General features: G+C 63.4%; 26 protein-coding genes and 2 pseudogenes. 11 read left to right on the forward strand and 17 right to left on the reverse strand.

All coding sequences use genetic code 11. The annotated features are described in order from the left end of the window. Positions 1-15 precede the first annotated feature (15 nt). From RT282_RS13580 to RT282_RS13605, 6 genes are all read left to right on the forward strand, one after another. Positions 16-792: an SURF1 family protein gene (locus RT282_RS13580; protein ID WP_409519489.1), complete on the forward strand. Its 777-nt coding sequence runs from the start codon at positions 16-18 to the stop codon at positions 790-792. Beyond that, a complete protein-coding gene (locus RT282_RS13585) occupies positions 746-1,510 on the forward strand; it encodes a hypothetical protein (RefSeq protein WP_313314980.1) in 765 nt (254 codons plus the stop codon). The genes RT282_RS13580 and RT282_RS13585 overlap by 47 nt, the downstream gene beginning before the upstream one ends. Further along, positions 1,510-2,709, forward strand: coding sequence for a COX15/CtaA family protein (locus RT282_RS13590; protein ID WP_313314983.1), 1,200 nt, complete (start codon positions 1,510-1,512; stop codon positions 2,707-2,709). Before RT282_RS13585 ends, RT282_RS13590 begins: the two co-directional genes overlap by 1 nt. Then, positions 2,706-3,623 (forward strand): heme o synthase, encoded by a 918-nt coding sequence (cyoE, locus tag RT282_RS13595; protein ID WP_313314986.1) that lies wholly within the window; start codon positions 2,706-2,708, stop codon positions 3,621-3,623. Before RT282_RS13590 ends, cyoE begins: the two co-directional genes overlap by 4 nt. Further along, the gene (locus RT282_RS13600; protein ID WP_312303800.1) at positions 3,623-4,249 is read left to right on the forward strand and encodes an SCO family protein; all 627 of its coding nucleotides are present in this window, start codon (positions 3,623-3,625) and stop codon (positions 4,247-4,249) included. Before cyoE ends, RT282_RS13600 begins: the two co-directional genes overlap by 1 nt. A gap of 111 nt (positions 4,250-4,360) precedes the next feature. Beyond that, a complete protein-coding gene (locus RT282_RS13605) occupies positions 4,361-6,115 on the forward strand; it encodes a putative bifunctional diguanylate cyclase/phosphodiesterase (protein WP_313314989.1) in 1,755 nt (584 codons plus the stop codon). Between the two features lie 10 nt (positions 6,116-6,125). On the opposite strand, the gene RT282_RS13610 is transcribed toward RT282_RS13605, so the two are convergent. The 4 genes from RT282_RS13610 to RT282_RS13625 form a co-directional block, all read right to left on the reverse strand. Beyond that, positions 6,126-6,791 carry a Crp/Fnr family transcriptional regulator gene (locus RT282_RS13610; RefSeq protein WP_313314990.1) on the reverse strand — a complete coding sequence of 222 codons (666 nt, stop codon included), beginning with the start codon at positions 6,789-6,791 and terminating at the stop codon, positions 6,126-6,128. A 236-nt stretch (positions 6,792-7,027) separates the two neighbouring features. Further along, positions 7,028-8,029 carry a Bug family tripartite tricarboxylate transporter substrate binding protein gene (locus tag RT282_RS13615; protein WP_409519490.1) on the reverse strand — a complete coding sequence of 334 codons (1,002 nt, stop codon included), beginning with the start codon at positions 8,027-8,029 and terminating at the stop codon, positions 7,028-7,030. Between the two features lie 127 nt (positions 8,030-8,156). Then, positions 8,157-9,086, reverse strand: coding sequence for an RNA polymerase sigma factor RpoH (gene rpoH / locus RT282_RS13620; protein ID WP_313314996.1), 930 nt, complete (start codon positions 9,084-9,086; stop codon positions 8,157-8,159). Between the two features lie 924 nt (positions 9,087-10,010). Further along, positions 10,011-11,129: a 3'-5' exonuclease gene (locus tag RT282_RS13625; RefSeq protein WP_252101801.1), complete on the reverse strand. Its 1,119-nt coding sequence runs from the start codon at positions 11,127-11,129 to the stop codon at positions 10,011-10,013. Positions 11,130-11,168: 39 nt separating this feature from the next. Here RT282_RS13625 and RT282_RS13630 point away from each other — a divergent pair. Both RT282_RS13630 and istB read left to right on the forward strand, forming a co-directional pair. Further along, positions 11,169-11,345 (forward strand): annotated as a pseudogene (locus RT282_RS13630) (IS21 family transposase); the annotation flags it as partial. Beyond that, positions 11,338-12,153, forward strand: a complete 816-nt coding sequence (gene istB / locus RT282_RS13635; RefSeq protein WP_312306721.1) for an IS21-like element helper ATPase IstB — start codon at positions 11,338-11,340, stop codon at positions 12,151-12,153. The pseudogene RT282_RS13630 and the gene istB, both read left to right, overlap by 8 nt. An 88-nt stretch (positions 12,154-12,241) precedes the next feature. On the opposite strand, the pseudogene RT282_RS17270 reads toward istB, so the two are convergent. From RT282_RS17270 to RT282_RS13700, 13 genes and pseudogenes are all read right to left on the reverse strand, one after another. After that, positions 12,242-12,490, reverse strand: a pseudogene (locus RT282_RS17270) (heavy metal-binding domain-containing protein); the annotation flags it as partial. 198 nt (positions 12,491-12,688) lie between these two features. After that, positions 12,689-13,192 carry a c-type cytochrome gene (locus RT282_RS13645; RefSeq protein ID WP_066691679.1) on the reverse strand — a complete coding sequence of 168 codons (504 nt, stop codon included), beginning with the start codon at positions 13,190-13,192 and terminating at the stop codon, positions 12,689-12,691. Next, on the reverse strand, positions 13,189-13,629 hold the full coding sequence (locus RT282_RS13650; RefSeq protein ID WP_182121087.1) for a hypothetical protein: 441 nt from the start codon (positions 13,627-13,629) through the stop codon (positions 13,189-13,191). The genes RT282_RS13645 and RT282_RS13650 overlap by 4 nt, the downstream gene beginning before the upstream one ends. 314 nt (positions 13,630-13,943) lie before the next feature. Next, complete coding sequence (locus RT282_RS13655) at positions 13,944-14,987, reverse strand: cytochrome D1 domain-containing protein (RefSeq protein WP_313315001.1); 1,044 nt, start codon at positions 14,985-14,987, stop codon at positions 13,944-13,946. Positions 14,988-15,028: 41 nt separating this feature from the next. Continuing rightward, positions 15,029-16,939, reverse strand: a complete 1,911-nt coding sequence (locus RT282_RS13660) for a DUF3141 domain-containing protein (RefSeq protein WP_313315004.1) — start codon at positions 16,937-16,939, stop codon at positions 15,029-15,031. A 20-nt stretch (positions 16,940-16,959) separates the two neighbouring features. Continuing rightward, a complete protein-coding gene (locus tag RT282_RS13665) occupies positions 16,960-19,293 on the reverse strand; it encodes a heavy metal translocating P-type ATPase (RefSeq protein WP_059401318.1) in 2,334 nt (777 codons plus the stop codon). A gap of 3 nt (positions 19,294-19,296) precedes the next feature. Then, on the reverse strand, positions 19,297-19,548 hold the full coding sequence (locus RT282_RS13670) for a DUF2933 domain-containing protein (protein ID WP_066691671.1): 252 nt from the start codon (positions 19,546-19,548) through the stop codon (positions 19,297-19,299). Positions 19,549-19,632: 84 nt separating this feature from the next. Then, positions 19,633-19,926, reverse strand: coding sequence for a heavy-metal-associated domain-containing protein (locus tag RT282_RS13675; RefSeq protein ID WP_312306685.1), 294 nt, complete (start codon positions 19,924-19,926; stop codon positions 19,633-19,635). A gap of 51 nt (positions 19,927-19,977) precedes the next feature. Further along, positions 19,978-20,646, reverse strand: coding sequence for a methyltransferase family protein (locus RT282_RS13680; RefSeq protein ID WP_119558837.1), 669 nt, complete (start codon positions 20,644-20,646; stop codon positions 19,978-19,980). After that, positions 20,643-20,918 (reverse strand): DUF2933 domain-containing protein, encoded by a 276-nt coding sequence (locus tag RT282_RS13685; protein WP_066691667.1) that lies wholly within the window; start codon positions 20,916-20,918, stop codon positions 20,643-20,645. Before RT282_RS13685 ends, RT282_RS13680 begins: the two co-directional genes overlap by 4 nt. Positions 20,919-20,943: 25 nt before the next feature. After that, positions 20,944-21,417 (reverse strand): hypothetical protein, encoded by a 474-nt coding sequence (locus tag RT282_RS13690; RefSeq protein ID WP_312306655.1) that lies wholly within the window; start codon positions 21,415-21,417, stop codon positions 20,944-20,946. A gap of 90 nt (positions 21,418-21,507) precedes the next feature. Beyond that, positions 21,508-21,852: a copper-binding protein gene (locus RT282_RS13695; protein WP_312306646.1), complete on the reverse strand. Its 345-nt coding sequence runs from the start codon at positions 21,850-21,852 to the stop codon at positions 21,508-21,510. A 32-nt stretch (positions 21,853-21,884) separates the two neighbouring features. Further along, on the reverse strand, positions 21,885-22,055 hold the full coding sequence (locus tag RT282_RS13700) for a hypothetical protein (RefSeq protein ID WP_207576215.1): 171 nt from the start codon (positions 22,053-22,055) through the stop codon (positions 21,885-21,887). A 124-nt stretch (positions 22,056-22,179) separates the two neighbouring features. Here RT282_RS13700 and RT282_RS13705 point away from each other — a divergent pair, with 124 nt between their 5' ends. The 3 genes from RT282_RS13705 to RT282_RS13715 all read left to right on the forward strand — a co-directional run bounded on the left by RT282_RS13705 (position 22,180) and on the right by RT282_RS13715 (position 24,731). Further along, entirely contained in the window at positions 22,180-22,863 is a 684-nt protein-coding gene (locus tag RT282_RS13705; RefSeq protein ID WP_207375457.1) for a heavy metal response regulator transcription factor, read from the forward strand. After that, a complete protein-coding gene (locus tag RT282_RS13710) occupies positions 22,864-24,249 on the forward strand; it encodes a heavy metal sensor histidine kinase (protein ID WP_313315008.1) in 1,386 nt (461 codons plus the stop codon). A 305-nt stretch (positions 24,250-24,554) separates the two neighbouring features. Further along, complete coding sequence (locus RT282_RS13715; protein ID WP_207576206.1) at positions 24,555-24,731, forward strand: hypothetical protein; 177 nt, start codon at positions 24,555-24,557, stop codon at positions 24,729-24,731. The last annotated feature ends 64 nt before the right edge of the window (positions 24,732-24,795 follow it).

The following is a 24,795-nucleotide window of genomic DNA, read 5'->3' on the forward strand; positions in this document are numbered from 1 at the left end:
GGAACGCATTATCCGGTGAACACCGACCGCCGCACACGCCTGGGCTGGCGCTTCTGGCTCATCACGCTGGCCGCTCTGGGGGCCATGGCGCTGACCGCCTCGCTGGGGCGCTGGCAGCTGTCGCGCGCCGCGCACAAGCTGGCCGTGCAGTCCGCCATCGACGAGCGCGCGGCCCAGCCGCCGCTGCCCCTGCCGCGCCTGGCCGAGGTGCGCGACGCGGACGGTCTGCAGCCGCTGCTGCACCGCCAGGTACAGCTGCGCGGCCAGTGGGTGGAGGACGCCACCGTCTTCCTCGACAACCGGCAGATGTACGGCCGCCCGGGCTTTTTCGTGCTCACGCCGCTGCGGCTGGCGCTGCCCGCCGGGGCGGGGCAGGGCGCCGTCGTGCTGGTGCAGCGCGGCTGGGTGCCGCGCGACTTCCTGGAGCGCACCCGTCTGCCTGAAGTGGTCACGCCCGCCGGCGACGTGCAGCTGCCGGGCCGCGTGGCCGGCCCGCCCTCGCGGCTGTATGAATTCCAGGCCCCGGCCGGCACCGGCCCAGGGTCTTCGCGCATCCGGCAAAATCTCGACGTGGCGGCCTTTGCCGCCGAGACCGGCCTGCCGCTGCTGCCCCTGTCCGTGGTGCAGACCGGCGCTGGCGCCGATGGCCTGTCGCGCGACTGGCCCGCCGTGGACAACGGCGTGGACAAGCACTACGGCTACGCATTCCAATGGTTCGGGCTGTGCGCCCTGGTGGCAATCCTCTATGTCTGGTTCCAACTCGTCCGACGCTTCGCTCGCCCGCGGCCCTGATCTTTCCGCCCGCAGCGCGGGCGCCACCGCCCCCGACGAGCCGCTGGGCCTGACGGTGCACACCCTGCCGCAGGCCGGCGACGCGCTGGCCGCGATGCAGCGCTCGCGTCGCGGGCGCTGGCAGATGCTGGGCCTGCTGCTGGTCTGCGCGGCGCCGGTCATCGCGTCCTACTTCACCTACTACGTCATTCGGCCCGAGGGGCGGCGCAACTTCGGCGAGCTGATCGAGCCGCAGCGCCCGCTGCCCGCCACGCTGCGCGCCACCAGCCCTGACGGCGCCCCGCACCTGCTGGACGAGCTGCGCGGCCAGTGGCTGCTGGTCAGCGCCGCCGGCGGCGCCTGCGCCGACAACTGCCGCAACAACCTGTACCTGCAGCGCCAGCTGCGCGAGAGCATGGGCCGCGACAAGGACCGCATGGACTGGGTCTGGCTGGTCACCGATGACGCCCCGCTGCCCGCCGACATCGGTCCCGCGTTGGCCCAGGCCACGGTGCTGCGCGCCCCGCAGCAGGAGGTGCAGCAGTGGCTGGCCCCGGCCGAGGGCCACGCGCTGGACGAGCACGTCTACGTGGTCGACCCCCAAGGCAACTGGATGATGCGCTTTCCCGCCCAGCTCGACCGCGCCGGCGCCGCCCGCGCCAAGCGCGACCTGGAGCGCCTGCTGCGCGCCTCCTCGTCCTGGGACAAGGCCGGCCGCGAGCCGCTGGAGCCGCGCTGATGGCGCCTTCGTCCGTGCAGCCGCTGTACGACCTGGCGCCGGTGCTGGAGCTGATGGCGCTGGGGCTGCTCATCGCCGCACTGCCGCTGGCCTGGGTCTGGCGCAAGCACCGCGGCCGCACCCCGGCCGCGCGCATGCAGGCGCTGCTGGTGCTGACGCTGTTTTTGACGTTCGATCTGGTGCTGTTCGGCGCCTTCACGCGGCTGACCGACTCCGGCCTGGGCTGCCCCGACTGGCCGGGCTGCTACGGCAGCGCCAGCCCGGTGGGCGCGCGCGCCGAGATCTCCGCCGCCCAGGCAGCCCTGCCCAGCGGCCCGGTCACGCACGGCAAGGCCTGGGTCGAGATGATCCACCGCTACCTGGCCACCGGCGTGGGCGTGCTCATCATCGTGCTGGCCGTGCTGGCCTGGCGCGAGCACCTGCGCCGCCGGCGCACGGGCGGCGCCGAGCCGGCGCTGATCAACCCCTGGTGGCCCACGCTCACGCTCATCTGGGTCTGCCTGCAGGGCGCGTTTGGCGCGCTCACCGTGACCATGAAGCTGTTCCCTGCCATCGTCACCCTGCACCTGCTGGGCGGCGCCGTGCTGCTGGCGCTGCTGTGCGCGCAGGCCGTTCGTGTGGGCCAGCGCGTGCAGGGCCTGGCGGCCCAGCCCCTGCCGCGCGGCCTGCGGCTGGCGCTGGGCGGCACCATGGCCCTGGTGGTGGCGCAACTGCTGCTGGGCGGTTGGGTCAGCACCAACTATGCGGTGCTGGCCTGCAACACCTTCCCGCAGTGCCAGGGCTCGTGGTGGCCCGACATGGCCTTTGCCGAGGGCTTCGAGCTGTGGCGTCCGCTGGGTCTGCGCGGCGACGGCAGCCACATCAGCTTTGCCGCCCTCACCGCCATCCATTACACGCACCGGCTGGCCGCCTACGTGGTGCTGGCAGCGCTGGGCCTGCTGGCCTGGCGCCTGGCGCGCGTGGCCGCGCTGCGCGCGCAGGCCCGCTGGCTGGCGGCCCTGGCCCTGGCGCAGCTGGCCACGGGCCTGTCCAACGTGGTGCTGGGCTGGCCCCTGGCTGCCGCCGTGCTGCACACCGGAGGCGCCGCGGCGCTGGTGGTGGTGCTGACCTGGGCCCTGGCCGCCAGCCGCAGCCAGGCTACGGCCAGGACCGTCGCCGCAGCCGCTGCGCCCCTTTCCGCAAAGAGAGCTTCCGCATGAGCGCCGCACCCGCACCCTCGACCGTCCACGCCGCCCACACCCTGCCGCCGCGGGTGGCGCAGTTCTACGCCCTGACCAAGCCGCGCGTGGTGCAGCTGATCGTGTTTTGTGCCTTCATCGGCATGGTGCTGGCCGTGCCCGGCCTGCCCTCGGCCTTGCAGTGGGGCCAGATGGCGCTGGCCAGTGCCGGCATCTGGCTGGTGGCCGGGGCGGCGGCCGCCTTCAACTGCCTGGTGGAGCGCGGCATCGACGCGCGCATGAAGCGCACCGCTTGGCGGCCCACGGCGCGCGGCGAGCTGTCGAGCACGCAGGCGCTGGTGTTCTCGGCGCTGCTGTGCGCGGCCGGCTCGGCGCTGCTGTACTTCTTCGTCAACCCGCTAACCATGTGGCTGACGTTCGCCACCTTCGTGGGCTATGCCGTCATCTACACCGTCATCCTCAAGCCGCTGACGCCGCAGAACATCGTGATCGGCGGCGCTTCCGGAGCCATGCCGCCGGTGCTGGGCTGGGCCGCCATGACCGGCCAGGTGAGCCCCGAGGCGCTGATCCTGTTCCTGATCATCTTCCTGTGGACGCCGCCGCACTTCTGGGCCCTGGCGCTGTACCGCGTGGAGGACTACCGCAAGTCCGGCCTGCCCATGCTGCCCGTCACGCACGGGAACGAATTCACGCGGCTGCAGGTCTTCCTGTACACGCTGATCCTGTTCGCCGGCTGCCTGATGCCCTTCATCTACGGCATGAGCTCGTGGATCTACCTGGTGGCCGCCATCGGCCTGGGTCTGGGTTTTTGCGGCTACGGCTTCGTGCTGTGGCGGCGCTACTCCGACCAGCTGGCGCGCAAGACCTTCCGTTTTTCCCTGATCCACCTGAGCGTGCTGTTTGCCGCGCTGCTGGTGGACCACTACGTTCTGTAATGCCGACCATCAACCGCCGTTTTGCTCTTAAAAAAGTAGCTGCCTGCGCAGTATCTACGGGCGCTGCAGCCGTTTTTCTTGCTGCTTGCTCGCCCAAGGCCGCGAGCTTCCAGGGCGTGGACGTCACCGGTGCCGATTACGCCCGCGACCTGCCGCTGACCGACCAGCACGGCCAGCGCCGCAGCTTGAAGGACTTCGCTGGCAAGGTGGTGGTCGTCTTCTTCGGCTACACCCAGTGCCCGGACGTGTGCCCCACCTCGATGAGCGAGCTGGCCGAGGTCAAGCAGGCCCTGGGCGCCGATGGCGAGCGCCTGCAGGGCATCTTCGTCACCGTGGACCCCGAGCGTGACACGCCCGAGGTGCTTAAGGCCTACATGGCCAGCTTCGACCCCAGCTTCATCGCCCTGCGCGGCACGCCCGAGGAGCTGGCCGCCGTCGCCAAGGACTTCAAGATCTACTACAAGCGCGTGGAGGGCAGCACGCCCACCAGCTACACCATGGACCACTCGGCCGGCAACTACGTCTACGACCCGGCCGGCCGCCTGCGCCTGTACCACCGCTACGGCAGCGGCGCCCAGGCCCTGGCCGCCGACGTGCGCGCGCTGCTGGACGAGGCGGGCAAGTAGCCGGCACCGTGGCTGCCGGCCCACGCTGCCGGGTGGGCAAACTGCCGGCGGCGTCACCTTCGGCGCCTGACGGGCCTGCCGTGGCCGCCGCCGCACCCTACAGTGGCCGGCATGCACACCGCCGCCGCTGCCGCCCTCGACGGTTCCCCTGACCCCGCGCCCATGCCGCTGGTCCTACCCGCCACCTCGCTGGAGCGGGCCGCCATGGACGCCGCGCCCGACGGCATGCTGGCCGTGGATCGCCAGGGCCGAATCGTGCTGGTCAACGCGCAGATGGAGAGCATCAGCGGCTACTCCAGCGCCGAGCTGCTGGGCCAACCCGTGGAGCTGCTGCTGCCCCAAGCCCTGCGCCAGGCGCATGCCGCGCACGTGCAGCGCTACCACGCCCGTCCGGCCCGCCGCGCCATGGGCCAGGGGCGGGACCTGTGGCTGGTGCGCCGGGACGGCAACCACGTGCCGGTGGACGTGGCCCTGGGCCACTCGCCGGCGCATGGCGGCACCGTGGTGGCCTTCGTGCGCGACATCTCCGAGCTGCGCCTGCTGCAGGCGCGCATGCACTACCAGGCCACACACGACACCCTGACCGGCCTGGCCAACCGCTGGCAGTTCGGCCAGCAGCTGGCCCAGGCCATCGGCGCGCCCGAGCGCCGGCCCTTTGCCCTACTGCTGCTGGACCTGGACGACTTCAAGGCCATCAACGACGGCTATGGCCACGCCGCCGGCGACCGGGTGCTGCGCGAGGTGGCGCAGCGCCTGCAGGGCGAGCTGCGGCCGGGCGACGTCATGGCCCGCCTGGGCGGCGACGAGTTCACCGTGCTGCTGCCGGACGTGCGCCACCGCCACGAGGCCGAGTGCGTGGCCGCGCGGCTGCTGCAGCGCCTGTGCATGCCCTGCCGGGTGCAGGGCTTCGAACTGAACTTCGGTGCCAGCATGGGCATTGCCCTGTGCCCCGGCGACGCCGCCGACGCCGAAACCCTGCTGCGCTACGCCGACATGGCCATGTACCAGGCCAAGCAGCTGGGCCGTGCGCGCCACGCCTTCTACACGCCCGAGCTGGGCGAGAAGGTGGCCGAGAAGATCCAGGTGCACGAACGCCTGCGCCAGGCCCTGGCTGAAGGCTCCGGCCTGAGGCTGCTCTACCAGCCCCAGGTGGATGTGGCCAGTGGTCGCATGGTGGCCGTGGAGGCGCTGCTGCGCTGGAGCGACGCGCAGCTGGGCGAGGTGCCGCCGGCGCGCTTTGTGCCCGTGGCCGAGGCCACCGGGCTGATCCTGGAGCTGGGCGCCTGGGCCATGGCCGAGGCCTGTCGGCAGATTGGCCGCTGGCAGCGCGCCGGCGTGGAGCTGCGCGTGGCCGTCAACCTGTCGGCCCAGCAGCTGCGCCAGAGTGATCTGGTGGAGCAGGTGGCGCGCAACCTGCGCGAGCACGGCGTGCCCCCCGGCCGGCTGGAGCTGGAGGTGACCGAATCCCAGGCCATGGCCGACCCGCAGCAGGCGCGCCAGGTGCTGGCCGAACTGCACGCCCTGGGCGTGGTGCTGGCGCTGGACGACTTCGGCACCGGCCAGTCCTCGCTGGCCTGGCTGCGCGAGCTGCCCGTCACCCACATCAAGGTGGACCGCGAATTCCTGCGCCGCGTTCCGCACGACGCCGCCGACGCCACCCTGGTGCGCGCCGTGCTGGCCCTGGCCCACACCCTGGGTCTGCGGGCGGTGGCCGAAGGGGTGGAGCGCGACGAGCAGCTGCAGTGGCTGCGCGCCCTGGGCTGCGAGCTGTACCAGGGCTGGTTGTTCGCCAAGGCGCTGCCGCCGCAGGAGGTGCAGGCCCTGCATGCCCGCCAGCAGGGCGAGCACGGCGCCGTGCCGGCCTGAGGGCCGCTTGTCAGGCTGCCGCCGCAGGCCTGCCGCGCCCGCCCTCGGCCCAGGCGGACAGCTGCGCGCGCTCGATCTCGCAGTGCCAGCGGTCGCGGCGCAGCAGCGCCTGCTCGCGCGCCAGCAGGGCCAGGGCGCGCGCCACCGATTCGCGCGTGGTGGCCAGGAGTGCCGCCAGCACCGCTTGGCTGGGCAGGCGCACCAGCGTGCTGCGCTGCAGCTCGGCCAGCTGCAGCAGCGCCCCCGCCAGCTGGGCGGCCACGCCGCGCACCCGGGCCATGCGGCCCCAGTCCGCCAGGCGCGCGCCGGTCTGCAGCTGCTCACGCGCCAGTTCGCGCATGACCTTCGCTGGCAGACCGGCGTCGCCCTGGCACTGCGGCGCCAGTGCCACGCGGCACAGGCGCCCGGGCGTCACCGCCACAAAAGACAGCGGCGCCGGCAGCTCCAGCAGCGCCGGCAGGCCCAGTACCTGCCCGCAGCCGGCCAAACCGACGGGCCGCTCACCCTCGCGCCCGGCGCCGCCGCGCTGCATGAGAAGCATGCCCACCTTGACCATGCGCAGCTCGCCGGCAGCGCCATCGCCCTGGCGCTGCAGCACCTCGCCCTTGCGAAAGGGCGCTTCGGACACCGGGGCGCGCCAGGCCGGGGGCAGCTCCCGGTCCAACCGCCTCAGCATGCATTGCTGCTGGCAGGCGCAGTGTTCGCAACGGCTGCCGTTGCTGCGATTTGCACGAGGGCAGGCTTTAGACATGAAAAAGGCCTCCAGCCCTTTCCGGGCAAGCGCTGGCAGCTATCAAAACGGGAGTTACGGCGGCAGCCGGGCGCTGCGCAAGCGCCAGTGTGCCGCCGCTGCCCGCGGCGCCGGATGACCTCGGTCAACGTCCGAGGCAGGGCTGCCCCCAGGGGCGGGGCCTACTGCGCAGTGATCTTCTGCTCGCGGATCACCCGGCCCATGGCGGCCGTGTCGGCCTGCATGCGGTTGGCCAGGCCCTCGGCGGACGAGCCCACGGCCTGCCAGCCCTGGGCGAACAGCTTGGCGCGCACGTCCGGGCTGCGGGCGATGTCGGCCAGCAGCGCCGACAGGCGCTCGCGCACGGGCGCGGGCATGCCTGCGGGCGCGGCAAAGGCGTTCCAGATCTCCAGCTGGAAGTCGCGCACGCCGGCCTCGGCCAGGCTGGGCACCTCGGGCGCCAGCGTGCTGCGGCCGGCGGAAGTCACGCCAATGCGGCGGATCTTGCCGGCCCGCTCCTGCGACAGCGCGAGCGCCGGTGGCAGCAGCGCCATCTGCAGCTGCCCGCCGCCCATGGCAGTCGCCACCTGCGGGTAGCCGGGGTAGGGGATGTGCACCGGGTTGATGCCGGTGCGCGCCTTCAGCAGCTCCGTGCCCAGGTGGCCCACCGTGCCCACGCCGGGCGTGCCGTAGCTCCAGCGGTCGCCCGCAGCGCGCGCCGCGGCCAGGAAGGCACGCGCGTCGCCCGTGGATGGCACGCCTTCCTGGCCCACGGGAGCCGTGAGCACCAGCGGCGATACGCCGATCAGCGACAGCGGCGCCAGGTCGCGCGCCGGGTCGTAGGGCACCTGCGGGTTGATCAGCTTGGCAATGGTCAGGTTGCCGTTGATGAACAGTCCGATGGTGTGGCCATCCGTCGCCTTGGCTACGGCGTCGGCGCCGATGTTGCCGCCCGCGCCGACCTTGTTCTCCACGATGACCGGCTGGCCCAGGGCCTGCGACAGCGGCTCGGCAAAGGTACGCGCCGTCAGGTCGGGCGAGGAGCCGGGCGGAAAGCCCACGACGATGCGCACCGTTTTAGCCGGCCAGCCAGGGGTGGCGGTGCCCTGGGCGATGCCCAAGGCAGGCGCGAGGGCGAGGGCGGCCAGGGCAAGCAGGCGGCGGCGAGCGGTCATGGGATGCATCTCCTGTAATGGTGCGGCACGCGGCGCAGCAGAGGCCGCGGGCATGAAAAAAGCGCGCCGCCCGGGAGGGCAGCGCGCCTTGGATTATCCGCCCGGCTGCAGCCGGGCGAGTGAGCGGGTGCGAAGGTCAGGCGTACTCGGCCAGCGCCTTGCGCATCTTCTTCATGGCTGCCACCTCGATTTGGCGGATGCGCTCGGCGCTCACGCCATACTCGGCGGCCAGCTGGTGCAGCGTCATGCCGCCCGAGCCGTCGTCGTTCACGTGCAGCCAGCGCTGCTCGACGATGCGGCGGCTGCGCGCGTCCAGGCTGTCCAGCGCCGTGGCGATGCCGTCGGTGGCCAGCTCGTCGCGCTGGCGCGACTCGATCATGGCCGTGGGCTCGTGCGCCGCGTCCGCCAGGTAGGCGATGGGGCCGAAGGCGTGCTCGCCATCGTCGCTGGGCGCAGGGTCCAGCAGCACGTCGCCGCCGGACAGGCGGGTCTCCATCTCGATCACGTCCTCGCGCTTGACGTTCAGCTGCTCGGCCATCAGGTCGATTTCCTGCTCGGACAGGGTGTCGCGGTGGGTGTCGGACGCGTCGGCCTTGAAACCCTGCTTCATGGAGCGCAGATTGAAGAACAGTTTGCGCTGCGCCTTGGTGGTGGCCACCTTGACCATGCGCCAGTTCTTCAGGATGTACTCGTGAATCTCGGCCTTGATCCAGTGCATGGCATAGCTGACCAGGCGCACGCCCTGGTCGGGGTCGAAGCGCTTGACGGCCTTCATCAGGCCCACATTGCCTTCCTGGATCAGGTCGCCGTGCGGCAAACCGTAGCCGAGGTACTGGCGCGAGATCGACACCACCAGCCGCAGGTGCGACAGCACCAGCCGGCCGGCCGCGTCCACGTCGCCGTCCTCCCGCAGCTGGCGCGCATAGCGCTGCTCCTCCTCCTGCGTCAGCAGGGGGATGCGGTTGGCGGCAGAGATGTAGGCGTCCAGATTCCCCAGCGGTGGCACCAGGGCCCAGGCGCTGACGGGCGCCAGCGAGGTCGCGGAAGGGGCAGTCTGGAGGGTCATGACAGATGTCCTTTCATGTAACTTGAATCTCATATTAGCACTCAGTTAGAGAGAGTGCTAAGGCCATAAGTTCCTGCAATGGCGTAGGAGGGAAGAGCATCTTGACGCTGTTGTCGATTTCCGCTGAGTTTTGTACTTTTTTCATTGAGTTTTGTACTTCTGACGCATGTTGTGGCACCGCTAACTCTATGAATTTCAATAGGTTTTCTCTCAGATGCTCAGTTTTATGAGCAGAGCTTTGCTTGAATTTTGAGCAAAATTCAAGAATGCTCCTAGGCATCGCTGGCTGCTTTGGCTCTGGGGGCTTCGTAGGCCGGGCTAGCCCACTACGTTGACGCTAGTCCGGACGGACTGCTTGTCGGGCAACTCGGGTTCATATGGTTGCCATTGGTGCACTTCTGCACCTTGCGATTACGAACCTCAACATGTCATGGTTGCGATCTGCGTGGTCACCGCGCCAAAAAGACTAACCACGTGTCCACGTGGCCCTGCGTCGCGAGCAGCTTGCTCATGACCGTGACTGCTCACAGATGAGACGGCCAGTTACTGCGGCCAAATGCGCGCGTTACAGGAACAGTCGTGAGGGGCTGCTCACGACCTGTTACATCCACTGAGCCTGACGCCTCGGACTGCCGCTGTGCAGCGATTGCAGTCGCTCGCGTGTGAGCGCCGAGTTCACGGGCTTGGCGCAATTGCGGTCATTGAGCCACCGCGCCCCATAGATGGAAAAATGCCAGCGAGGGGCCAAAAAACTCCCGTCGTCCGCAGGTGACTCTTTTGTGACGCAGCGGCCCAACACGCAGAGCGGTGCGCTTTGCGTCCGAGATTTTGTCGGCAGAGCCGATCCTTGAGCGAACGAAATTCGGAGGTGCGAACGCAGCGGAGCTGCTGTCGAGGTGACCCAGCGTGTACACCTCGCTTTCGCTATACCTGCTTAGCATCGCGTCTGAACGTCAACGACCCCGAAGGCACGGGTCCACAAATGAACAGCGCCGGGCAATTGGGGCAGCTGAAAGCTGAAGGCTTGGCTTGGAATGCACCTGCTCGAATGGTTCGCAGGTGTGACTCCATGTTCCTTCGCCGCGTGTCCATTTCCTTGGACTTGAGAGCGAGCGCAGTCGAACTCCTGTCAGCCAAGTAGACCAGTTCGACCGTCGCGCCCGGGAAAGCCTCACCGGCAGCTGCCAGAAATGCGGCCGCGCTGATGGACTTGGCGTCTTCACCGCGGCTGTGGCCGGTCGAGACCCGGCGCAGCGTGATCCTGCCGTCCGCTGCAACAAGCACGTCGTCCGGCGTCACCACAATCTCTTCCCCAGCATAGCTGACGTGCAATGCCTGCGGCTCTCGCGCCTCATAGCCCCTGCGCGTCGACGCGAAGTACTCGATCATGGCGACGGCGAACTGCGTGTAGTGCTCGAAGTACCCATGTTCACCGAGGCCTTCTTCCGTCAGGGCCTGGCAGACGTCCTCTCGCAGATGGGTACCGGTGGAGGTGAGTTCGCCCTTCACGACCTTCTTGAACAACTTCCGGACACATTCATGCATCTGCATGAAGGCCGTGACGGCGCGCTTCCCGCCGGTCTGCAGGATGTGCGTGTAGAAGAATCGCCGCGGGCAGCGTATGAACAATTCGACCTGGTGCACATCGAACCGCAGCGGTCCCTCGACTTGAAGCGGTACAGTGGCGTCTTCAGGCGCGTCAGGAAGTTGCCGCTCTGGCGTGATCGGACGCCGAACAAGCCCTTCACCCAAGCGGCCCAGGTACTCCGATTCCTTGCGTGCGTTCCCGCTCTTGTTCGCCGCTGCGGCATACAGGACCAGGCGGTCCTTCGCACGTGAAAGCGCAACGTAGAGCAGGCACTCTTTCTCTTCGAGGCGACTGGTTTCACGAAACTCTTCGTAGGTGCCGCTTGCCCCCTCGATCATCTTGTTGGGTGGAGGGCACGCAGGCGCAGCCTGCCTGTTGCCGGGGAGCGTGTCCTGGTTCAAGCCAGGCACGTGAACCGCCCGGAACTCGAGCCCCTTCGCACCGTGGATCGTCATGAGCCGGACTGCGTCGATGCCTTGCGCAGCCGCCGGTAGCTGAGTGCCGAACACGTGCTCAACGTGCTCTCGCGCTTGCAGGAGCGGCGCGTTCCCGAGCCACCGGTGGCAACGATGCTCACGCTCAACACGCCGCCACTGGCCAACCTGCACCGCTACGACGCACTGCGCAACGCCCAGCCTCACGAGGCCTCACCGGAGTCCGACCATGCATGACCTCATGGATGCCTTCAAGGCGCTGGGCTTGTACGGCATGGCCAGTGCCTGGCCGGAGGTGCTGGGCACTGCACGCATGAAGTCGCTGGATCACGAGGCCGTGCTGCACCAGCTCATCAAGGCCGAGACCGCGCAGCGCGAGGTGCGCTCCATGGCTTACCAGATGCGCGTGGCGCGGTTCCCGTCGCATCGCGATCTCGCCGGCTTCGACTTCGCCCACACGCCCATTGATGAGGCCTTGGTGCGCCAACTGCACACCCTTGGCTTCGTGGACTCGGCCCATAACGTGGTGCTGGTGGGTGGCCCCGGCACAGGCAAGACCCACCTGGCCACCAGCCTGGGGATCGAGGCCATCCGCCTGCATGGCAAGCGGGTGCGCTTCTTCTCCACGGTGGAGCTGGTCAACGCCCTGGAACTGGAGAAGGCGCAGAACAAGTCCGGGCAGTTGGCACACCGGTTGATGTACGTCGATCTGGTGATCCTGGATGAACTGGGCTACCTGCCGTTCACGCAGTCGGGCGGCGCGATGCTGTTCCATCTGCTGTCCAAACTCTACGAGAGAACGAGCGTGGTGATCACAACAAACCTGACCTTCTCGGAATGGAGCAGCGTCTTCGGCGACGCCAAGATGACCACCGCATGGCTCGACCGCCTCACGCACCATTGCCATATCGTGGAGACGGGCAACGAGAGCTGGCGATTCAAGCATTCCAGTGCCGCTGGCGCGGCACCACCAAAGCAACGCAGCAAAGCTCAGAAAGGAGATCGAAAAACAGCAGACCCGATAGACTTATCCACAACCGTGTAGCCAGAACATCCATCAACCCAGTGGCTCAGTATTCGACGTGATCACTGGCTCAGTTGTGCTGATGAATCAACACCTGGTCTTCCAACACCAGGTTCATTTGGCACTTGGGGCAGCGCCCTGGGTGATCCTGGCGCACTTCAGGGAGCATGGGGCACACATAGAGCGCGCCGGCATTTTATGTACCGACCGGTGCCTCGCTCACCCTATAGCGCACAGGGTCTGCAATGAACTTGTCGCGGCAGTGCGTGCCGCAAAAGCGGTAGTGATGATCGTCATGCATGGCCTGATGAGGCGATTGGGAGGTCACGCTCATACCGCACACAGGATCCTTCAAGTCGTCCGCCTTCGGTGAGATGTCGTCAAGGGCAGCCGACTGGCCCCCGAGGGCTGGTGATGTGGGTGATGGGTGATGGGTGATGGTTCATGTCAATGCCTTTCAAGACGCTTGTTCTATTTTTTGCCTTCCCATGATGTCAAGGTCAAGTCTTTCATCATGTTGAAGCGATTCAGTCTGCTTCTGCCGTCGTCCCGACAGCTAGCGAGGCAGGGACTTGCGGTATTGGGCGTTGATCTCGTCATGGCGCTGCTGTACCTCCAGCGGCCATTGCGCTTTGATCCAGGACAGCACGGCCACGATCTCGTCATCGCTCAACACGCCGTCGTAGACCGGCATGGCGGTGCGATAGTCAGGCTGGTCGATGAGCTTGGCAAGGCCATGCTTGGTGATGGCAAAAAGTTGCGCATCAGGATGGTGCCAGGTGTGGCCGCTGGGATCGTGCGGCGGCGCAGGAAGCAAGCCATCCGATCCGCGATCACGCCAGTTGGGCTGGCCTTCGCCCTTGGTGCCGTGGCAGGCGACACAGTTCTGAGCGTATATGCGAGCGCCTACTTGCAAGACCTGAGGATCATCAGGACGCAAGGTATGCGTCAACGCTGCCTCCCGCCTGCCACCGGCACTCAAGAAGAAATAGAGGATTCCAGCCACCACGAGCAAGACCAATCCCCCTCCCACGCCAAGGACAAGTGGTCTCAATTTCATTTCAAATTCTCCGACGCCACGCCTGCGGTCATCGACCGATAGAATGGCGCACGCGCTATCGTAAAAAAAGATTCGTCGCGCGCATTCGGGCTCCGCGCAGGCGAATCGCTGAGTGCCCGCAGATCCCCTATCTGCCCACTTTTTGCATCATGGTCAAACTCGGTCTCCTCTAGGGCGAACCCCACTTCGATGTGGGAAAGACGATCAAAAAGCGCCATGTTTTGGTGATTTTCCACACGTTCAAACAAGAGTACTTCGATCGGGCGCCACATCGCCACCCAGCCAACAATCAACAGCCCTTCGCTGATGGCCGTAAGCACCTGGCTGTTGCCAGGATTACCCAATAAGGCCCGTACAAGCAGCGTCGTACCCAGAACGGCGAGTCCCGTTAACAGGAAGTGCCCTGTCGCATCCTTCGTCGATACCGGCGCCTGCACTGCGCATATTGCGCTTGAAAGTGCGCATGGATCGCTCCTGCAATTTCCACCTCGTACTCTCTGATCGACGTCGGGACATGAACAATGAGACGAAGCGATTCATCTAAACCATACTCGCCCGCACAGTCAACGATATAGTTTTCCACAGCACGGCTCAGTGTTTTCTCATGGAGCGGCGAAGGGTCCAATGAATCGTAAAGCTGCGTGATTCGTTGAATGCGAATATCGATGACCGTCATTTCTGTAAACGCCCAGGTTGTCTTGTTTTACTTTTTTTGCACCTTGCCGGACAGCTGCAAGCGACGGACAAACCGTCAAGGCGTAATGCTGATGCCGTTGGGAGTCTTGCCTACCGGAACGGTCTTCACAACCTTGCGATCCTTCACATCAAGCACGGAAACCGAATTGGCGTACATGTTGGTAACGTAGGCGTACCGGCCTTCACGGTCGACAACCACGCCATGAGCACCGGCGCCGGTCACGACGGTCTTGGTAACCTTGAAACTCTCCAGCTCCATCAGGCTGACGGTTTTGCCAGGCTTCTTGGGCGTGCCCTGATTGGCCACCAGCAGCGTGCGCGAATCCGGCGTGACATACAGCTGGATGGGGACTGTTCCGACGGCAACCTTGCGAATCACCTTGCGCGTAGCCGGGTCGATCACGGCGACCGCGTTTTCCTCCGACAGCGACACCAAGACAAGACTCCCGTCCGGCGTGAAGCCCACTTGAGCCGGCCCCTTGCCTGCAGGAACTTGCGCGATCTCCTTCTGGCTGGCGGTATCGATGACCGACACCGTTCCGCCCTTGAGGTTGGCGACGTAGGCCTGCTTGCCGTCCGGACTGATGCGAAGACCGTGGGGAAACTTGCCGACCGGAATAGTCGCCACGAGGCTCCGCGCCGCTGTGTCGATCACACTGACCGTGTTGTCGCCGCCGTTGGTGATGTAGGCGAAGCGGCCGTCGGGCGACACCACCACATGGGCCGGGTGCATGCCAACCGGCACCTTGGCGACGACTGCGTTAGTCGCGGTATCGATGGCCCAAACCGCGCCGGGCTTTCCCATCGCATCGTGGCTGCCTTGGGCCATCTCCTTGTGCTCCGACGCGTCGGCCGTTTGAGCAGGCTCCCCGTTATTGGTCACCCATACGACCTTGCCGTCGGGCGATACCTGCACGTTGTGCGGTGCCTTGCCGACGCGCACGCTTGCCAGTGTCTTGAACGACGCAGCATCGAGCACGCTCACCGTGTCAGCCCCCTCGTTGGCCACATACACCTTGTCGGCGGCCAAGGTGGCGCCGGACCAGGCCAATAGGCCCATCTGCACCGCTGTCAAAAGCCAGTTGTTTTTTCTTGTCATCATGATCTCTCTTGGTTGGAAAATAAAACTTCTATCAGGGCTCAGTCGGCGTTGGGGCGCACTGAATTACCGTTGCCACCCTCTTTACCCACCATCCCCAGGACGCCTGCGAACAAGACAGGGTTTTGAAACATCAGGCGAAACGCCTGCTCGCTCGCAGCGTCTCGGCCTTCGCGCAGCCTTCCCAGCGCATGGGTCACTTCCCCTGCAGCTTCACGCTCACGCTCGATCAACGGGTGATGCGGCGCAAGCGGCTGGCGGTTCTTGCCAAGCGGCTCGGCCAGCAAGGCAACGCCGCGCATCCACGGACTGAACGTTTCCGAGAGCAAATACCGACTGGTGCGCATCGGATGGAGCCACTTGAGCATTTGGGCTGTCCAGGGTGTGGACAGCGCTTGCGCCCAAGGACTGACGAATGCCCGGTAAAGCGCCTCGTTGAATGTCGAGACCTGTTTCACCCGCTCAAAAGCTTCCTGCGGGTAATCCGTTTTCAGGTCTTCAACCTGACGAGGTTCAAAGCGGATGCTGTAGGTGGGCTTATGGCAGTCCGGGTCACCCGACGGGTTGTCGATCTTCATTTCATAGAGGCCCGGGGCCAGCGCCTCAATCTCAGCCAGGCTCTCCAGGATCGCCCGGTGCTCCAGACGCGCCACCCCGGCGGAGACAAAAATGCCGAGATGGCCGACGTGCGGGTTCGTGAGGTAGACGATGCGCTGTCCGGCCTGCTTGAGATCCTCGGTGTCTTTGTAGACTGCCGGAATCCATCCGAGCGCCTGGTGTGGTGGCGTAATGTTGTCGCCGTAGGACGCAAAGATGACGATTGGATTCCTGATCCGCCTGAGGTCAGCAGTGCAACCCTGGCAAATCTGGAAAAGACCCTGTTCAAGCTGGTTGCCGATGAACAGGTTTTCAACAATCGCAAGGATCTCTTCCCGACTCAGGAAATAAAAACCGTTCCACCAACGCTCGAACTCCAGAAAACGCGCCTGCTCACTGTCGACGTTGGTGAAGAGTTGGGCGTACTTCTCCCAAACAGCCTTTTCGGGCTTGAGGTTCTCGAAATTCTGCGCCAGCCAGGCTCCATCGAAGCGGCCATTGCCCAGGTCGGCCGTCAGATGCGCCAACCAGCTGCCGCCAAGGAGCCCTCCGGAAAGACGCATCGGATTGACACCGGACTCGCCAGCCCAATATGACAAGGGTGAGCCATTGAGCACCACCGGTCCGACCAGACCGGCGCAGTCTGCGGACAGCAGCGTCAGCGCCCACCCGGCCTGGCAGTTGCCATAAAGCACAGGAGGATTGCCAGGATGGCGTTGCGCAACTTCTTCGGCGAAACGCCGCAGCACATGCAACACGTCTGCCAGGGTCTGCCCCAGAGTCGGCTCGGGAAAGAAGATCACGAAATAAACCGGATGGCCCTCGCGCATGGCCATCCCGACTTCGGAGTCGCGCTTGAAGCCGCCAATGCCGGGGCCGTGGCCAGCGCGTGGATCGACAATGATGACTGGCGGTTTGTCAGAGTCGACGCAGTCGTCCCAGCAATGCCCGTCGATTTCCGTGATGCGCAGCAGTGCATAGTTGACGGACCGTTCGAAGCTGCGCGCGTCCAACAGCGTTTCATACTTGAAGTCCAGAAGCGGCGGCAATCCGGCTCGCTCGTGCTCCAGCATGTTGTTCGCGCGCTGGCGAAGCGTGTCCCAGAACAGAATGGTGCGTTCGAAGAAGTCGCGCTGGTAATCGAAATAGTCCTGCGCCGAAGGTGCTTCAGCTGCTCTTTTCATGCCACTAGACGCATCCTGTGGCGCAGGCTTCAACAACTCCTCGGAATGATCCAAGACGGTCGGTGGTAGATCCTTTGTCTGGCGGTGCGTCCATTGCACCGCTGCTTCCTTACCCACCGCCGTGGTGCGTTGAGAGGTCCGAGGCTTTTGTGGTGACGTGGGGATTTTCATCATTCCTCCGAACTACGGGGTCATTTTTTTCCGCGCCGTAAACGCAGAGCATTGAAAATCACCGAGGCCGAGCTCAGACTCATGGCCAGCGCCGCGATCAGCGGGGACAACAACCACCCAGTGAATGGGTACAGCACGCCTGCCGCAATCGGCACCCCAATGCCGTTGTAAACGAATGCGAACAGGAGGTTCTGGCGCATGTTTCGGACGGTGTCGATAGAGATGTCGCGTGCGGCGGTGATGCCGCGCAAATCGCCTTTGACCAGCGTGATCTGGCCGCTGTTCATGGCCACATCGGTCCCCGTGCCCATGGCCACGCCGACATCGGCCTTTGCCAACGCAGGCGCATCGTTGATGCCATCGCCGGCCATGGCGACAATGTGGCCCTCTTTCTGGAGCCGTTCCACGAGCGCCAGCTTGTCTGCGGGCTTGACTTCGCCATGCACCTCGTCGATGCCAAGTTTTGCACCCACTGCCTTGGCGGTGGTCAGACCATCGCCAGTTGCCATCACGATGCGCAAGCCGCTGGCGTGCAAAGTCCTAATGGCTTCCAGCGTGGTGGCCTTGATGGGATCGGTCACAGCCAGGATGCCAGCCAGTTGTCTGTCCACGGCCAGATGCATCACGCTGGCGCCTTCACTGCGCAGACGCTCGCCATCGATCTTGAGCGCATCAGTGGCCACGCCCTCCTGCTGCATCAATGCGGTGTTGCCCAGCACCAGATGCTTCCCATCGACCATGCCGCGCACGCCAATACCGCTGCCAGATTCGAAATCTAGCGGCTTGATCAGTTCCAGGCCCTTGGCGCGTGCTGCGCTGACGATGGCCTCTGCCAAAGGATGCTCGCTGCCTTGGTCCAAACTGGCCGCAAGGCGCAGTACTTCGTCCGCTGTATAGCCGGGTGCGGCAACTGCGGTGTCGAAAGCGGGCTTACCTTCGGTCAAAGTTCCTGTCTTGTCCACTATCAGCGTGTCCACCTCGCGCATTTTCTCGATGGCGCCAGCATCGCGGAACAGCACCCCCTGTGTCGCGGCACGCCCTGTGGCCACCATCACCGACATCGGCGTGGCCAGCCCCAGCGCACAGGGGCAAGCGATGATCAGCACGGCCACTGCGTTGATCAAGCCAAACACCCAGCTAGGTTCCGGACCGAACCAACCCCAGACAAAGAAGGTGGCAATGGCGATGAGCACCACCACGACCACGAATTGGCCTGCGACCACGTCCGCCATGCGCTGCATGGGCGCCTTCGAGCGCTGGGCATTGGCCACCATCTGAACAATCTGCGACAGCATGGTGGCCGCACCGACCTTCTCGGCGCGCATTACCAGGGCGCCACTGGTGTTCATCGTGGCGCCAATCACCTTGTCACCAAGGCGTTTGGTCACCGGCACAGGCTCACCGGTCAGCATGGATTCATCGACCGCACTGCTGCCTTCAGTCACAACGCCGTCGACCGGCACTTTCTCGCCGGGGCGGATGCGCAACAGGTCACCGACGTGAACATGGTTCAGCGGTACGTCTTCTTCGTTGCCATCCGCATTGATCCGACGTGCCGTCTTGGGTGCCAAACCGAGCAGCGCCTTGATGGCCGCAGAAGTTTGCGAACGGGCCTTCAACTCGATGATCTGGCCCAGCATGGTCAGCGAGATGATGACCACTGCCGCCTCGTAGTAGACCGCCACGCGCCCCATGGAAATGAATGAATCCGGGAACACGCCCGGCGCCACGGTAGCCACGAGGCTGTAGAGAAAGGCCGCGCCCGTACCCAAACCGATCAAGGTCCACATGTTGGGGCTGCGGAGGACGAGAGACTGCCAGCCGCGTACGAAGAAGGGCCACCCCGTCCACAACACGACGGGTAAGGAAAGCACCAGCTCAACCCAGGTTTGCACCTTCATGTCAAACCATCCAAGACGATGGCCGAACATTGCAAGAACGGTGACAATGACTGTGAATGGCAGCGTCCACCAGAAGCGATGCTGAAAATCCTTTAACTCATGGTTGTCTTCCTCGTCCAGTGGAATGATGGGCTCCAATGTCATGCCGCACTTGGGACAGACTCCAGGATGATCCTGCCGCACCTCGGGGTGCATAGGGCAGGTGTAGATGGTGCCGGCCGGCTCTGGCGCGGTGTCCTCGGGTGCAGTAGATACAAGGTATTGCAGTGGGTTCGCTGCGAACTTGCCTTGGCACTTGGCGCTACAGAAATAGTAGGGCCGCCCTTCGTGCGTCAATTTGTGTTCAGACTGCTCCGTAACGGTCATGCCGCACACCGGATCCTTTAGATCCTTTGGCGAGGCTGGCTCGGCAGGGGGGTGACTGCCGTGATGGTGGTGTGCATGCATGTCCATTGCTTATTCCTTGTTGTTGTTGGTGCGCCGTGGCGGCTGCGCATGGTTGCCGTGCCCACCATGGCCGCCGTGGCCGTGCATCAGGTGCATTAGCGGACAGGCGAGCAGCAGCAGGTAGGGCCAATAACCCAGAACATGGCCCCAGTGCTCTCGCAGCAGATAAAAACCAGCGATCACGGCAGCCGTTGCCAGCGCCATGCCGGCTGGGCGGCGCCAGAACGATGGCGCATGGGAGTCGTTGTCAGGCTGATCCATGGCGTTGCTCCTTCAAAGTTGCCAGCAAAAGGTGCGGGCGCGGACGCGCCCAGCCGGTCGACCCTGAATCAAATACCGTGGCCGTCATCGGCAACCACAGCCCCCCGCACCGCCGCTGTGGCAGCCCGAGGCTTTAGGCTGCGAGGTCGCAGCGGGAATGGGCGTGTCTGTGGCCAGCTTTGCGGGGTAACCCGCATCCGTCAATGCCATCAACAATGGGGCGCTGCCCTGCGCCAGTTCCCCGCTCACCCGGACATGCCCAGACTGGAGATCGACCTCCACCCCACTGACACCCGGCAGCGGTTGCAATGCGTGCGTGACGTGCTTGACGCATGAGCCGCAGCTCATGCCCTCGACTTGCAGATCAATCGTTTTCATATATCAAACTCCTAAAAATTGAAACGTATACCGCCGGGGAAATATTCCAGATCATCTTTTTGACACCGAGTCAGTCGTCGACTGGGCCTTGCCCATGCGAGGGATAAACCGGGGTGTGCGCTGGGCGTATGTGTCGTACGTTGCACCGAACTGTTTGTGCATTTCGTTCTCTTCGGTGATTGCCAGACGTCCGTACATCAGGAGCAAGACAGGGAACATGGCCAAGGTCAGCAAGGTGGGCCACTGCAGCAGGAAGCCCAGCAGAATCATCACAAAAGCCACGTACTGCGGATGGCGAATGCGCGCGTAGGGGCCTGTTGTTGCAAGCGATTGGCCACGCTGAGCGTGGTAGAGCACATTCCACGCTGTGGACAACAGGTAGAAACCAAAGCCCAGAAAAACGTAGCTGGCGATGTGCAGTACGCCGAAATGCGGGTCGCCCTTTTCGCCCAACAGGGTGGACCACAAGTGACCCGAGGTGTGGGAGAGCAGATCCAGATTAGGGAACTTGGTTTGAAGCCAGCCCGATATCAGATAAATCGTCAGCGGGAAGCCATACATCTCTACGAACAAGGCAACTATGAAGGCTGCGAATGCGCCAAACGTCCTCCAGTCACGGGCCGTTGCAGGCTTGAAAAAGCTGAACGCAAACATGATGAAGATCGCTGAATTGATGATGACCAACGACCACAGACCATAAGCAGATTCGGTGTGGTTCACTGGGGATCTCCTTCTTTGCGCGATTCGGCAGTCTTCGACACATCAGGCTTGCTCTGGCCATGGTGACCATGCCCACCGTGGCTGCCGTGCATGAAAACATGCATCAGCGGGCAGGCGAGGAGCAGGAGAAAAGGTAGCGCCCCGACGACATGCGCGAGGTGTTCTGTCAACAAAAAATACGCCGCCACGGCACCAATCGCCACGTAGCCGATGGCGTATCGAGAACTCCAGAAACTGGGGGGCGACTCGTGTCCGTCGTGTTGATGGCTCATGGTGACTCGCAATCAGGTGGGTGCGTTACTTGGTCGGCGTGGCAGGCAGGCGGTCCATCATCATTTGCATCATGGACTGCATCATTTCCATGCGCTTTTCCATCATCTGATGACGCTCGGCCATGTTGGAGGACATGCCCTTTCCACCTTGCATGCCACCCATGCCCTGCATGCCTGCGCCCATCTGCTGCATCATCCCCATGCCGTCCTGCATGAGCCTCATGTGCTCGTCCATGAGTGCCTGCCGCTCCTCCGGCGTTTTGGCCGCCATCATCTTTTCGTGCATCGCTTGCATGGACTTCATATGCTCGTCCATCTTGGCCATTCCAGCCATCGGCCCCGTACCCATTGGCTTTGCGGAAGTCTTCATTTGGGTGGACGCGGGCTGCGTGCTACCTGCAGGGTGATGGGCCTTGTGCTCATCGGCGGCTTGCGCCATCACGCTCAGTGAGGCCGCAGCGACACAGACCCCGATCAAGGTATGGTGAATTTTTGACATAGTGCTCTCCTTCTCCAGATTACAAAACCGTCGCAGTCAGCAATCAATAAATCCATCCGCGACGACACAGCACGCCCAAGCAGCGCGTTCTTACTGAGCGGGATGAATGTCAGTGACAACCATCTTCCCGCCCTCGTTGACGACCATGAACTTGACCTTGTCGCCAGGCTTCACGTTGGACAACAGGCTCTTGTCCTTCGCGGTGAATACCATGGTCATACCGGGCATGTCCATGTGCTTGATTTCTCCGTGCTTGATGGTGACCTTGCCAGTGGACTGATCGACCTTCTTGATTTCGCCGTCGGTCATGGATGCCGATGCTTGGGACATATCCATCTTGCCGTGATCCATCATGGTCTGGGCGAAGCTGCCCATGGGCGTTAATGTGCCCATGGCAAGGGCGGAGATAGCAAGAATGTTTTTGATGGTGTTCATGATTTCCTCAGGAATGAGAGTAAAAAAGTGGATTACTTCTTGGCCATTTTGACGGCCCACTTCATGCCGGCCTCGTAATGACCAAGCATCAGGCACGCGAAGTTGACAGTGCCCGCCTTGGCGAATTGCCAGACGATCTCACCTTGCTTGCCAGGGACCAGCGTGACCTTGCTGGGCACATCACGACGAATGACCGATCTCATGGAAGAGATTCTGAAGAGCGACCCTGTCAGAAAGCTGTGCGCCAGATTACATATTTGTTATCTGCATGTCGGGAACGCAGAAACTCGTCAATCTCACGTCTACGCCAGATAGCGGAGAGTGACCATGAAGATATTGATCGTCGAAGATGAGCCTAAAACCGGTGAATACCTTCGCCAGGGATTGAGCGAGGCCGGATTTGTGGCCGACCTGGCTCAAAACGGTAGCGATGGGCTGCACCTGGCACTCCAAGGTGAGTACGACCTCGTGATCCTGGATGTCATGCTGCCCGGACTGGATGGCTGGCAGGTGCTGCAGTCCCTGCGCAATCGCGGCTTGCAGATGCCCGTGCTGTTCCTGACGGCCCGGGATCAGGTGGAAGATCGGGTCAAAGGGTTGGAACTGGGCGCTGACGACTATCTGGTCAAGCCCTTTTCATTCGCCGAGTTGCTGGCCCGTGTACGCACAATTCTGCGCCGGGGCCGAGGAGGCACCGAAACCAACACACTGCGCGTGGCTGACCTGGAGCTTGATCTGCTGCGCCGACGGGTCTGGCGGGGTGGCCGCCGCATTGACCTGACAGCCAAGGAATTTGGTTTGCTAGAGTTGCTGATGCGCAGGCATGGAGAAGTGTTGCCTCGCTCGCTGATTGCCTCCCAGGTGTGGGACATGAACTTCGACAGCGACACCAACGTGATCGAAGTGGCGATGCGCAGCTTGCGTCTGAAGATCGACGAAGGCCAGGACGTCAAGTTGATCCAGACCGTGCGAGGCATGGGCTATGTGCTGGAAGCGCCGGAGAGCGTTTAAATGTTCCGGTTCTTTTCGCTTACCCATCGTTTGGCCATCTTTTTCACGATGGTGGCTGCAGCCATGGTGCTGGGGCTTGGAATGTTGTTCCTGGTTCCGACCGAACGCCACTTCCTGGAACTGGATCGAATCACGCTGCAAGACAAACAGCACCTGATCGAGAACATAGTAGTCAATACCAACTCCATCGATGACATCCCATCGCGCTTACGCGAGTCATTGAACAATCACCACGGCTTGTCTGTCATTGTCAAAAACGCTAAAGGGGATGTTCTTTTCAAGACTGAAGGGTTTCAACCTCCAGCCACTTTAGATGCGCCAACACCAGAGCATCGGATTTCCGAGATTCAGAGTTGGAAAAACCAAGGCCGTGAATTTCGTGCGTTGAACTTGCGCGTCAACCCTGCCCACAGTGCGGCGCCACCGCTGGATTTCCTGATCGCTATTGACATGGAAGATCACATGCAATTCATGGCGCAGTTGCGGCGCACGCTGGCGCTTTACGCCATTGGTGCCATCTTCGTCAGCGGGATGCTGGGGTGGTTCGCAGCCTACAAAGGCATGGCACCGTTGCGCGCCATGAAGACCCGAGCCACAACGGTCAGCTCCCATCGTCTCGATAAGCGAATGCCCGTCGAAGCAGTTCCTGTGGAAATGGCTGACTTGGCGCAGGAACTCAACAAGATGCTGGACAGACTGCAAAATGACTTTCAGCGACTCTCCGATTTCTCCTCGGACTTGGCGCATGAACTTCGCACGCCCATCAGCAACCTGCTGACGCAAACCCAGGTCGCACTCTCCACCAGGCGAGACGCTGACACATATCGAGACATACTGGCGTCGAACGCGGAGGAGTTCGAACGCTTGGCGCGCATGGTGTCGGATATGTTGTTCCTGGCCAAGACGGATCGTGGGGTTGACTTGCCGAACAAGGAGCGGTTTTCCGCCGCGAAGGAAGCCCAGGCGTTACTGGAGTTTTACGAAGCCGTCGCGGAAGAAAAGAGCGTCACACTACGCCTGTTCGGTGACGGAGACGTCTTGGGTGACCGACTGATGTTTCGAAGAGCGTTGAGCAATTTGCTATCGAACGCATTGCGCCATTCCAAAAACCATAGCGATGTAACGATTGACATCAGCGATACAGCGCAAGCCGTTATCGTGACGGTCGAGAACACAGGGGAGGACATTGATCCTCAAATCATTCCTCGCCTGTTTGACCGCTTCTACCGTGCCGACCCGTCTCGATTGCACCCACAATCCGATGGTGCTGGCCTAGGACTATCAATTACCCGGGCCATCGCACAAGCTCACGGGGGCCGTGTGACGGTTGAATCCGGTGCGGGGAGAACAAAGTTCAGTCTGGAATTTCCGAGCAGGTTGCTGTGATAGAAATAACCAACGCCAACAGGGCTCCCATCGGCACTACAGTACCTTATCCCTCTTATGTTGCCGCCGGTGAAATTGACCAGCCTATCAATCGTTCGTTGATCAGGCGGAATTACCGGAGACATCCAACACAGCAAAGGCTTTCGGCCTCATAAGCTGATCAGATCCTGAGGTTTCCCCTCAAATTTCGCTTGCAAATCAATAGCATGGGGGCTAGATTGGCTGTCCAAAACAGCGCCTGAGTGCATGCATGGTTAGTTGAGTCCCCACTGGTGTTTCCACACAAGCCACGAGGAGACACCGCCATGCATGCCATAGAGATTTTGCGCGATACGCTGGCCCGCAGTTGCCCGGGCCTACACAAGCGCAGGCTGCAGACTCTGATGGGGGCCGTCGAGGCGGCGTTGCATGCGCGCAGCCATACCCTATCGAACCTGGCCCGCGCCTTGAACGGGCGCACCAGCGTGCGCCAGCGCGTCTAATGCATGGATTGAATCGCCCCGGATTCCCTAGACACTTTTGAGCCGTTGGGAATGGCGTCTCTCG

The organism is Pulveribacter sp. (genome assembly GCF_032079985.1).
Lineage (GTDB): Bacteria > Pseudomonadota > Gammaproteobacteria > Burkholderiales > Burkholderiaceae_C > Melaminivora.

What these genes read in the sequence shown, in the direction of transcription:
- RT282_RS13585 (WP_313314980.1), top strand. Translation starts at nt 746, where the DNA reads ATGTCTGGTTCCAACTCGTCCGACGCTTCGCTCGCCCGCGGCCCTGAT.
- RT282_RS13590 (WP_313314983.1), top strand. Translation starts at nt 1,510, where the DNA reads ATGGCGCCTTCGTCCGTGCAGCCGCTGTACGACCTGGCGCCGGTGCTG.
- cyoE (WP_313314986.1), top strand. Translation starts at nt 2,706, where the DNA reads ATGAGCGCCGCACCCGCACCCTCGACCGTCCACGCCGCCCACACCCTG.
- RT282_RS13600 (WP_312303800.1), top strand. Translation starts at nt 3,623, where the DNA reads ATGCCGACCATCAACCGCCGTTTTGCTCTTAAAAAAGTAGCTGCCTGC.
- RT282_RS13605 (WP_313314989.1), top strand. Translation starts at nt 4,361, where the DNA reads ATGCACACCGCCGCCGCTGCCGCCCTCGACGGTTCCCCTGACCCCGCG.
- RT282_RS13610 (WP_313314990.1), bottom strand. Translation starts at nt 6,791, where the DNA reads ATGCTGAGGCGGTTGGACCGGGAGCTGCCCCCGGCCTGGCGCGCCCCG.
- RT282_RS13615 (WP_409519490.1), bottom strand. Translation starts at nt 8,029, where the DNA reads ATGCATCCCATGACCGCTCGCCGCCGCCTGCTTGCCCTGGCCGCCCTC.
- rpoH (WP_313314996.1), bottom strand. Translation starts at nt 9,086, where the DNA reads ATGACCCTCCAGACTGCCCCTTCCGCGACCTCGCTGGCGCCCGTCAGC.
- RT282_RS13625 (WP_252101801.1), bottom strand. Translation starts at nt 11,129, where the DNA reads ATGACGATCCACGGTGCGAAGGGGCTCGAGTTCCGGGCGGTTCACGTG.
- istB (WP_312306721.1), top strand. Translation starts at nt 11,338, where the DNA reads ATGCATGACCTCATGGATGCCTTCAAGGCGCTGGGCTTGTACGGCATG.
- RT282_RS13645 (WP_066691679.1), bottom strand. Translation starts at nt 13,192, where the DNA reads ATGAAATTGAGACCACTTGTCCTTGGCGTGGGAGGGGGATTGGTCTTG.
- RT282_RS13655 (WP_313315001.1), bottom strand. Translation starts at nt 14,987, where the DNA reads ATGACAAGAAAAAACAACTGGCTTTTGACAGCGGTGCAGATGGGCCTA.
- RT282_RS13660 (WP_313315004.1), bottom strand. Translation starts at nt 16,939, where the DNA reads ATGAAAATCCCCACGTCACCACAAAAGCCTCGGACCTCTCAACGCACC.
- RT282_RS13665 (WP_059401318.1), bottom strand. Translation starts at nt 19,293, where the DNA reads ATGGACATGCATGCACACCACCATCACGGCAGTCACCCCCCTGCCGAG.
- RT282_RS13670 (WP_066691671.1), bottom strand. Translation starts at nt 19,548, where the DNA reads ATGGATCAGCCTGACAACGACTCCCATGCGCCATCGTTCTGGCGCCGC.
- RT282_RS13675 (WP_312306685.1), bottom strand. Translation starts at nt 19,926, where the DNA reads ATGAAAACGATTGATCTGCAAGTCGAGGGCATGAGCTGCGGCTCATGC.
- RT282_RS13685 (WP_066691667.1), bottom strand. Translation starts at nt 20,918, where the DNA reads ATGAGCCATCAACACGACGGACACGAGTCGCCCCCCAGTTTCTGGAGT.
- RT282_RS13690 (WP_312306655.1), bottom strand. Translation starts at nt 21,417, where the DNA reads ATGTCAAAAATTCACCATACCTTGATCGGGGTCTGTGTCGCTGCGGCC.
- RT282_RS13695 (WP_312306646.1), bottom strand. Translation starts at nt 21,852, where the DNA reads ATGAACACCATCAAAAACATTCTTGCTATCTCCGCCCTTGCCATGGGC.
- RT282_RS13700 (WP_207576215.1), bottom strand. Translation starts at nt 22,055, where the DNA reads ATGAGATCGGTCATTCGTCGTGATGTGCCCAGCAAGGTCACGCTGGTC.
- RT282_RS13705 (WP_207375457.1), top strand. Translation starts at nt 22,180, where the DNA reads ATGAAGATATTGATCGTCGAAGATGAGCCTAAAACCGGTGAATACCTT.
- RT282_RS13710 (WP_313315008.1), top strand. Translation starts at nt 22,864, where the DNA reads ATGTTCCGGTTCTTTTCGCTTACCCATCGTTTGGCCATCTTTTTCACG.
- RT282_RS13715 (WP_207576206.1), top strand. Translation starts at nt 24,555, where the DNA reads ATGCATGCCATAGAGATTTTGCGCGATACGCTGGCCCGCAGTTGCCCG.